Genomic DNA, 5376 nt, shown 5'->3' on the forward strand with positions numbered 1-5376 from the left:
CTCATCGATGCGTCGCCGACGAACACCAGCTTGTAATCGTGGCCGAACTTGTGGAGCACGTCCCACGTCGGCGTGCGTTCGGCGAAGCGGCGGCGGTTGTCCTTCCACAGCCCTTCGTAGGGGCAGTTGTGGAAGTAGAAGAACTCTAGGTTCTTGAACTCCGACGTCGCCGCCGAGAACAGCTCCTCGCACAGCTTGACGAACGGGTCCATCGATCCGCCGACGTCCAGAAATAGCAGCAACTTGACCGCATTGTGCCGTTCCGGCCGCATCACCACGTCGAGCCAGCCCTGCTTGGCGGTGCCCTCGATCGTCGCGTCGATGTCGAGTTCGTCGGCGGCGCCGTCGCGGGCGAACCGGCGCAGGCGGCGCATCGCGATCTTGATGTTGCGGGTGCCCAGTTCGCGGGTTGAATCGAGGTTCTTGAACTCGCGGCCTTCCCACACCTTCAGCGCGCGCTTGTGGGTGCTCTCCCCGCCGATCCGTACGCCCTCCGGGTTGTAGCCCGAATTGCCGTAGGGGCTGGTGCCGCCGGTGCCGACCCATTTGTTGCCGCCCTGGTGCCGCCCCTGCTGCGCGGCGAGGCGCTTCTTCAGCGTCTCCATGATCTCGTCCCAGGAGCCCAGCGATTCGATCTTCGCCATCTCCTCGGGCGTCAGATATTTCTCGGCGACGGCCTTCAGCCAGTCTTCGGGAATGTCGGCCGCCTGTACGCCGAAGCTGGTCGAGATGCCGCGAAACACCTTGGCGAACACCTGGTCGAAGCGGTCGAGCAGCCCCTCGTCCTTCACATAGGTGGCGCGGGCGAGATAATAGAAGGATTCGGGCGTGCGATCGATCACGTCGTGGTCGAGCGCCTCGAGCAGGATCAAATGCTCCTTCAGGCTGGCGGGGATGCCGGCGGAACGCAGCTCGTCGAGGAAGTTCAGGAACATGCGGTCGTCATGCCGCGCGACGGCGGCGGACGCAATCACTGGCGGCGGTAGAGGCGCCAATGCGTGCCCGACAGCCCGGTGGGATGGCCGGCGATGACGGGCCGATAGCGATGGTCACAGCGGACGGGGGTCGCCGGAAACGGCTCGTCGCCGTCGCGGTCGACGAACAGCCACTCGCCGCAATCGGATTGGGTGAGCGGATAGCGGCGCGCGGCGGCGGCGGTCGCCAGCACCGGCCACGCCCGCGCGCGCTCGACCGTGGCGGTGGCGCCGGCCGGCCGCGCGGCGGCGATCACCTGGAGCGCCCGGTCGGGATCGGCACGGCGATCGGCGACCAGCGCCGCGTCGCGCCAACCGCCGGCGACCAACACCGCCGCCAGCATGACGAGCGCGCCGATGCGGACCGCGCCGCGACGGGCCAGCGCGCCGCCAGTGACTTCCCCCGCGAGCAGCAGCAGCGCCACGCTGGTCAACAGGTAATAGCGCGCGATACCGGCATTGCCGATCCGCAGCAGCCCCACAGCCAACGGAAAAGCCACGATCGCCAGCGCATACAGGGCGAGGCGCGGCTTCAACGACGGCATCGCCACCAACGCCGCGATCGTCGCGCCCAGCGCGATCGGCAGCAGCAGCACGCTCATGCCCGGCCCGAAGCTATAGGCGAGCATCTGGCTCAGCCCGGCGTGGAGGTCGCGCACGGCGAACGCCTGATAATGACCGAACTGGAAGCCGCCGGGGCCGGGCAACACGACCAGGATCAACGTCGCGGCGACGGATACCAGGATCAGCGCCGGCCCCATCAGCCGCACGGTCGCGTCGGCGCCGCCCGAGATGCCGCGTTCGCGCCACCCCCGCAGCGCCACCCATCCGGCGATCGCGGCGATCCCGAACGCCATGGTGAATTGCGATAGCAGTCCGAGCAGGCACGTCACCGCCATCGCCAGTGCGGGCGGCGGGGTGTCGGGGCGGTCGAGCCATCTGTCGGCGATCGCGATGGCGATCAGCAGCGCCAGCACCATCGGCGCATAGCCGCGCGCCTCGCTGCCATAGGTGACCAGGATCGGTGACACCGCGAACAACAGCGCGGTGACGACGCCCGCCGCCGGCCCGCGTCGCCCGCCGATCAGCGCGGCGATCAGGATCGCGGCGGTGCCGGCGGCGATCGACAATCCGCGCTGGACGACCGGCGGCGCGTCATAGCCGACCAGTTGCAGCCACAATGTGTTGAGGTGGTGGTTGTTGTCGTGGTGGATGTTGAGGAACACCCCCGCCGGGGTCGCCACGTCGCGGGCGAATTGCGCCGACCACGCCTCGTCCAGCCACAGCCCGCCGAACCCGGCGGCGATCCGCAGCGCGCCGCCGCCGACCGCGATCAGCACGACGGCGGGCCAGAACCATGGGGGCGGGGCGGGCGCGGCGGTCATCGGGGATGCTTATCGCCGCTCGCGGTGCTTCGCGCTACTGCGCGTAGGCGTCGATCAGCGATCCGACATAATCCGGGGCGCGGCCGCTCAGTTCAGGGGAGTAACCGCGCTTCGGGCCGTAGATGAAGCCGTGGACCGGGTAGACGCTGCCGCCCAGGCCCTTGCTGTCGCGATACCACACCTTGACCTCGCTCCAGTCGTTGCGCGGGGAAACGTCGAACAGCGTCACGTCCTGTTCGACATGCCCGCGCTCGCCATTCTGGCGCGACCAGTTGGCATGGGTGAGCATCAGCACGCGCCGCTCGACGATCCGGCTGACGACGGCGACATGGCCCAGCGGCAGGCGGCTCGATTTGGCGAAGGCGACCACCGCGCCCACGCGTGGCTGGTGCCCGCGCGGATAGCGGCCGTCGGCCTGGCTCCACCAGGTCCAGGCGTCGCCATAGATGTCGATGCCCGACGCGGCGCGCGCGAACGGAACGCACTGGCCGACATAATCGAGGATCGACGCGGCGGCGGGCAGGGGGGCCGCGACCAGCCCCGCGCCCAGCAGAATACGCTTAACAACAACGCGACACACCATGCGGGCAAGGCTGGCACGGCAAGTGTCAACAAATGGTTAACGCCGCGCCAATCATGGCGCCGACGCGGGCGTGTCATTGAAGTGTCACGCAACGCGTTCAGGGCGCGAAAATCATGGCGACCGCAGCAGCACTCGACTCGCAATCCGTCCCGGACCAGCTTTCGGGTCGCCCCCGGCTCGATGCGCCGTCGCATCCCGCCGCCAAATGGATCTTCGCGATCATGCTGGTCGGCGGCTTCCTCTATGCCGGGTGGAGCGTGCTGACCGACACCGCGGGCGTCGGCGAGACGCTGGCGGTCGGGGTGTTCGCCTTCCTCGCGCTCGCGCTGCTGATCGCGCTCGGCTTCGAATTCGTGAACGGGTTTCACGATACCGCCAATGCGGTCGCGACGGTGATCTACACCAATTCGATGCCCGCCCATCTGGCGGTCGTCTGGTCCGGCTTCTTCAATTTCCTGGGTGTGATGGCGTCGTCGGGCGCGGTCGCCTATTCGATCATCACGCTGCTGCCGGTCGACCTGATCCTCAACGTCGGGTCCAGCTCGGGCTTCGCGATGATCTTCGCGCTACTGCTGGCGGCGGTGATCTGGAACCTGGCGACCTGGTATGTCGGGCTGCCCAATTCTTCGAGCCACACGTTGATCGGGTCGGTGCTGGGCGTCGGCGTCGCCAACCAGCTGATTTCCGCTGGCGCGAAGGGCGGAACCGCCGGCGTCGACTGGAGCCAGGCGCAAAAGGTGCTGACCGGGTTGTGGATGGCGCCGTTGATCGGGTTCGGCGCGGCGCTGCTGCTGCTGTTCGTGATGCGCCGCGTGATGCGCAACCCCCGGCTGCACACGTCGCCGGCGCCCGGCGCGCCGCCGCCCAGGGGCATTCGCGCGCTGCTGGTATTCACCTGCACCGCCGTCAGCTTCGCCCATGGCAGCAACGACGGGCAAAAGGGCATGGGGCTGATCATGCTGATCCTGATCGGCTGCGCTCCGACCGCCTATGCGCTCAACCGCACGCTGCCCGCCAGCGCCACGCCGGCGTTCGTCCAGAGCGCGCACCAGGCCGCCGCCGCGTTCGACGCGCGGGCGAACGGCATCGCGGTGCCGCTCGATCAGGCGCGGACGGTGATGACCGAGGCGCTTCAGGCGCGGAAGGTCGATTCCCCCCGGGCGTTCGCCGCGATGGCGGTGACGACGCGCGATCTGGCCCAGCGGGTCAGCGGCTATGGATCGATCCGCGCGGTACCCGCCAGCGCGACGTCGAACCTGCGCAACGACATGTATCTGGTGCTCGACACCAGCAAGCTGGCGACCAAGGGCGCCGACGCGGAATCGCGGCTGGGCGGTGCGCCGCAACTGAAGGCGATCAAGGACTATCAGGCCCTGCTGGAGGATGGAACGCGCTTCATCCCCCTATGGGTCAAGATCACCGTGGCGATCGCGCTGGGACTGGGAACGATGGTCGGCTGGAAGCGGATCGTCGTCACCGTCGGTGAGAAGATCGGCAAGCAGCACATGACCTATGGCATGGGTGCCACCGCCGAACTGGTCGCGGCGGGGACGATCCTGGCCGCCGACCGTTTCGGCCTGCCGGTGTCGACCACCCATATCCTGTCGTCGGGCGTCGCCGGTGCGTCGGTGGCGAATGGATCGGGCCTGCAGGCGCGGACCATCCGCCACCTGGCGATGGCGTGGCTGCTGACGCTGCCGGTGGCGATGGCGCTGTCGGGCTTCCTCTATTGGGTGATGCTGAGCATCGCGCGCGCCACCGGCGCCTGATCCCAGTCGAGCGACAACAGGCGGAATTCCGCCTTCACCGCCACTTCGTCCCGCGCGACGTGACGCTCGATCCTGATTGCCGGGTTGATATAGGCGGCCACGCCGGCAACGACGGCGACAAACGCGGCGAACAGGGTACGATTGCGTCTGCGCATGTCAGCGGTCCCTCGCCAAGCCCGGTGCATTCGTCGCGTCCTCCACCTTACCGCGCGATGAACGGACGGGTTGACGCATCGCTCCGCTGCGACGAACGGTGCGGTCATGAGCATGAAGGGCATCACCGCGCACCGGCGCGTGCTGCTGGCGAGCCTGGTCGGCACGTCGGTCGAATTCTATGATTTCTATATCTACGCGACGGCGGCGGCGCTGGTGTTCGGGCCGTTGTTCTTTCCGGCGACCAGCGCGTCGATGCAGCTGCTGTCGGCCTATGCCAGCCTGGCGGTGGCGTTCATCGCCCGGCCGGTCGGCGCTTGGGCGTTCGGCCACTATGGCGACCGCATCGGCCGCAAGTCGACACTGGTCGCCTCGCTGATGCTGATGGGCGGGTCGACGCTCGCCATCGCTTTCCTGCCGACCTACCACGTCGCCGGCATCTGGGCGCCGATCCTGCTGTGCGTGCTGCGTTTCGGACAGGGCTTTGGCCTGGGCGGCGAATGGGGCGGGGC

6 protein-coding genes are annotated in these 5376 nt (G+C 68.2%); 2 read left to right on the forward strand and 4 right to left on the reverse strand.

The window, feature by feature from the left end; all coding sequences use genetic code 11:
• The 3 genes from VNR91_RS05705 to VNR91_RS05715 form a co-directional block, all read right to left on the reverse strand.
• Positions 1–935: vWA domain-containing protein (locus VNR91_RS05705; protein WP_325489813.1), on the reverse strand; the 935-nt coding region annotated here is incomplete at its 3' end.
• Positions 936–970: 35 nt separating this feature from the next.
• Positions 971–2359: a glycosyltransferase family 39 protein gene (locus tag VNR91_RS05710; RefSeq protein ID WP_325489814.1), complete on the reverse strand. Its 1389-nt coding sequence runs from the start codon at positions 2357–2359 to the stop codon at positions 971–973.
• 34 nt (positions 2360–2393) lie between these two features.
• Positions 2394–2942: a CHAP domain-containing protein gene (locus VNR91_RS05715; RefSeq protein WP_325489815.1), complete on the reverse strand. Its 549-nt coding sequence runs from the start codon at positions 2940–2942 to the stop codon at positions 2394–2396.
• 113 nt (positions 2943–3055) lie between these two features.
• On the opposite strand from VNR91_RS05715, the gene VNR91_RS05720 reads away from it, so the two are divergent.
• Entirely contained in the window at positions 3056–4711 is a 1656-nt protein-coding gene (locus tag VNR91_RS05720; RefSeq protein ID WP_325489816.1) for an inorganic phosphate transporter, read from the forward strand.
• Here the strand turns inward: VNR91_RS05720 and VNR91_RS05725 are convergent.
• Positions 4669–4866 (reverse strand): hypothetical protein, encoded by a 198-nt coding sequence (locus VNR91_RS05725; protein WP_325489817.1) that lies wholly within the window; start codon positions 4864–4866, stop codon positions 4669–4671. The genes VNR91_RS05720 and VNR91_RS05725 overlap by 43 nt on opposite strands.
• Before the next feature lie 106 nt (positions 4867–4972).
• Between VNR91_RS05725 and VNR91_RS05730 the strand changes: the two genes are divergently transcribed.
• The coding region (locus VNR91_RS05730; RefSeq protein ID WP_325489818.1) for an MFS transporter at positions 4973–5376 on the forward strand (404 nt) is incomplete at its 3' end.

The organism is Sphingomonas sp. (genome assembly GCF_035555815.1).
Lineage (GTDB): Bacteria > Pseudomonadota > Alphaproteobacteria > Sphingomonadales > Sphingomonadaceae > Sphingomonas.